We start from the raw sequence: 2,667 nt of genomic DNA, 5'->3' as shown, positions 1-2,667 counted from the left end.
ATGTCGAGAAATCCGTCGCCGGCTCGACCCATGCGGCCGAGATGCCGTTTGTCGATTCCGACATCACCGGCTCCATCTCCGGATCGGGCGTCCATCTGGCCGGCGTCGGCAACGTTTCGTTTCGCGGCAAGGGCGGCAAGGTCAGCGGCACGCCCGACGAGGATCGCGTCGTGCGCGCCGAGAAGAAAGGGCGCATCGTCCAGATGTCTCCCGTGGCGCCGCCGAAGAACTTCAATGCCGGCTCGATCTTCGAGCGCACCTCTTCCTTGCTGCGGCCCAGCATGGACAGCGGCCTGAAGATGGCCTTCGCCAAGCCGCAGATCAAAGGCAAGGAAATCCAGATTGCCGCGGCATTCCATGCACGCGAGGACAAGAAGCCGGATCCCGGCGTGCCGGCCATGCTGGCAGCCCTGGTCAACAATGACCATCCGGACGTGCTGGCGACCGCCTATGCGCAGTCCGAGCCCGACTATGCCAAGGCATCGCCCTTCGAAGCCCTGCTTCAGGACGAGCAGCCCAACGACGGCCGTTTCATTCCGCCGATGACCAAGGGCGATCATTCTTGGATCCAGAACCCGCTGCCCGCCAGTGTCTTCTCCAAGAAGGAGCAGGCATGCCTTGCCAACGGCATCTATTTCGAGGCGAGGAGCGAGTCCGTGCGCGGTCAGGCCGCTGTCGCCCAGGTCATCCTCAATCGCGTCCGCAACCCGGCCTATCCGAATTCGATCTGCGGCGTCGTCTACCAGAACGACAGCTGGTTCAACCGTTGCCAGTTCTCCTTCGCCTGCGACGGCAGGAAGAAGCGCATCGACAGCCCTGTCGCCTACAAGACTGCCCAGGATATCGCCATGGCCGTCACCGCCGGCAAGATCTTCATCCCGGAGGTCGGATCGTCGACCCACTACTACGCCCAATATGTCCATCCCGTCTGGGCGCGCACGATGCAGAAGATGACCAAGATCGGTCTGCATATCTTCTATCGGACCTATGGTGGCGGCTGGAGCTGAGCGCGCAACAGCCGCTGATCTTTGGCGCGCCGCGCAGTCGATCGAAGAGCCATTGCCCGGGGGATTCGCGCCATGCATCACCATCATCGCGGCGGGCACGATGTCGCACCTTTATAACTATTTGATTTTGTTGCCTAAAATACATGGCAATGAACTTCCGCCCGTGGCTTGACGGGCGCAAACCCTCTAACTATGTTGCCGGCGACTTTAGAAGCGGACGGACGGTGACGGTCTGACCGGGCAGGGGGGTTGCGATGGCCGACAAGAATGGGCCAGACGGAACCGGAGAAACCGGCCGCGGCAAGCAGCATGAGCCCGACATCCGCGATGACGATCTTGAGCGCCGCCGGCGTGACCTTGAAGCTTCGCTTGCGACAAGGCGGCCGGACCGGCTCGAGGGGAAAGACGACGCGAAAGCGGGCAGTGCGGCCGGTTATGGCCAGGCGGTCAAACTCTCCAGCGAATTTATCGCTGGCGTGGTGGTGGGCGCCGGCATCGGTTGGATTATCGACCGTATGGCGGGGACATCGCCGTTGGGTCTGATCGTTTTCCTGCTGCTTGGTTTTGGCGCCGGCGTGCTCAATGTCATGCGTTCCGCGGGCGTTGTGGCAGAATTCGGACAGGGCGATAAATCGCGTCCTGGACGTGACGACAGCAAATGACCGTCCTCTAGGCGGCATTTGGAAATAGCCGCCTCTATGCGGCAATGGTAATTTAGCCGTGCGCGGCATTGACGGGGTTAGAACGTGGCAGCTGACAAGGTCGATCCGATCCACCAGTTCCATATCATCAAGCTGATTCCGATTAACATCGGCGGCTACGACCTGTCTTTCACAAATTCGGCATTGTTCATGGTCGTGACCGTGATCGTCGCGGCCGCGTTTCTGTTTCTCACGACGTCGAGCCGCAGCCTCGTTCCCGGCAGGCTCCAGTCGGTCTCCGAGATGGCCTACGAATTCGTCGGTAACATGTTGCGCGATGCCGCCGGCACGCAGGGCATGAAGTTCTTCCCGCTTGTGTTCTCGCTGTTCATGTTCGTGCTGGTCGCCAATCTGCTCGGCCTGTTCCCGTATTTTTTCACCATCACCAGCCACATCATCGTCACCTTCGGTCTGGCCATCCTGGTGATTGCCACCGTCATCATCTACGGGTTCATGAAGCATGGCCTTGGCTTCCTGAAGCTGTTCGTGCCTAAAGGTGTGCCTCTCGTGATGATGCTGCTTGTTGTTCCGATCGAGGTGATTTCTTTCGTATCGCGTCCGATCAGCCTCTCGGTTCGTCTTTTCGCCAACATGTTGGCAGGCCACATTACGCTGAAAGTGTTTTCGGGGTTTGTCGTCAGCCTCAGTGCATTCGGCGCCTTGGGCATTGCAGGCTCGATCCTGCCGCTGGCCATGGCTGTGGCGCTGACGGCGCTGGAACTGCTCGTCGCTTTCCTGCAGGCCTACGTCTTTGCCGTGTTGACCTGCATGTATCTCAACGACGCTCTCCACCCCAGCCACTAATAAGTTTCACCGGCGCGTGACGCCAACTACAAACTGTAACGACAACGGAACGACAGGAGTTTGACATGGACGTATCTGCAGCAGCTGCAATTGGCGCCGGTATCGCTTGCCTGGGCATGGGTGGCGCGGGCATTGGCCTCGGCAACATCTTCGGT

General features: G+C 59.8%; 3 protein-coding genes and 1 pseudogene. All 4 read left to right on the top strand.

Translation table 11 applies throughout. From position 1 onward, the window contains the following. On the top strand, window positions 1-1,007 hold a 1,007-nt coding region (locus EN993_RS34285), incomplete at its 5' end, for a cell wall hydrolase (RefSeq protein ID WP_164758003.1). A gap of 254 nt (window positions 1,008-1,261) precedes the next feature. Continuing rightward, complete coding sequence (locus EN993_RS34280) at window positions 1,262-1,669, top strand: AtpZ/AtpI family protein (protein WP_109662126.1); 408 nt, start codon at window positions 1,262-1,264, stop codon at window positions 1,667-1,669. Between the two features lie 84 nt (window positions 1,670-1,753). Further along, window positions 1,754-2,512, top strand: coding sequence for a F0F1 ATP synthase subunit A (locus EN993_RS34275; protein ID WP_127266091.1), 759 nt, complete (start codon window positions 1,754-1,756; stop codon window positions 2,510-2,512). A gap of 65 nt (window positions 2,513-2,577) precedes the next feature. Further along, window positions 2,578-2,667, top strand: a pseudogene (locus EN993_RS38130) (ATP F0F1 synthase subunit C); the annotation flags it as partial.

It is taken from the genome of Mesorhizobium sp. M7D.F.Ca.US.004.01.2.1 (assembly GCF_003997785.1).
GTDB lineage: Bacteria > Pseudomonadota > Alphaproteobacteria > Rhizobiales > Rhizobiaceae > Mesorhizobium > Mesorhizobium loti.
This window is presented reverse-complemented; position numbering and strand designations above follow the sequence as displayed.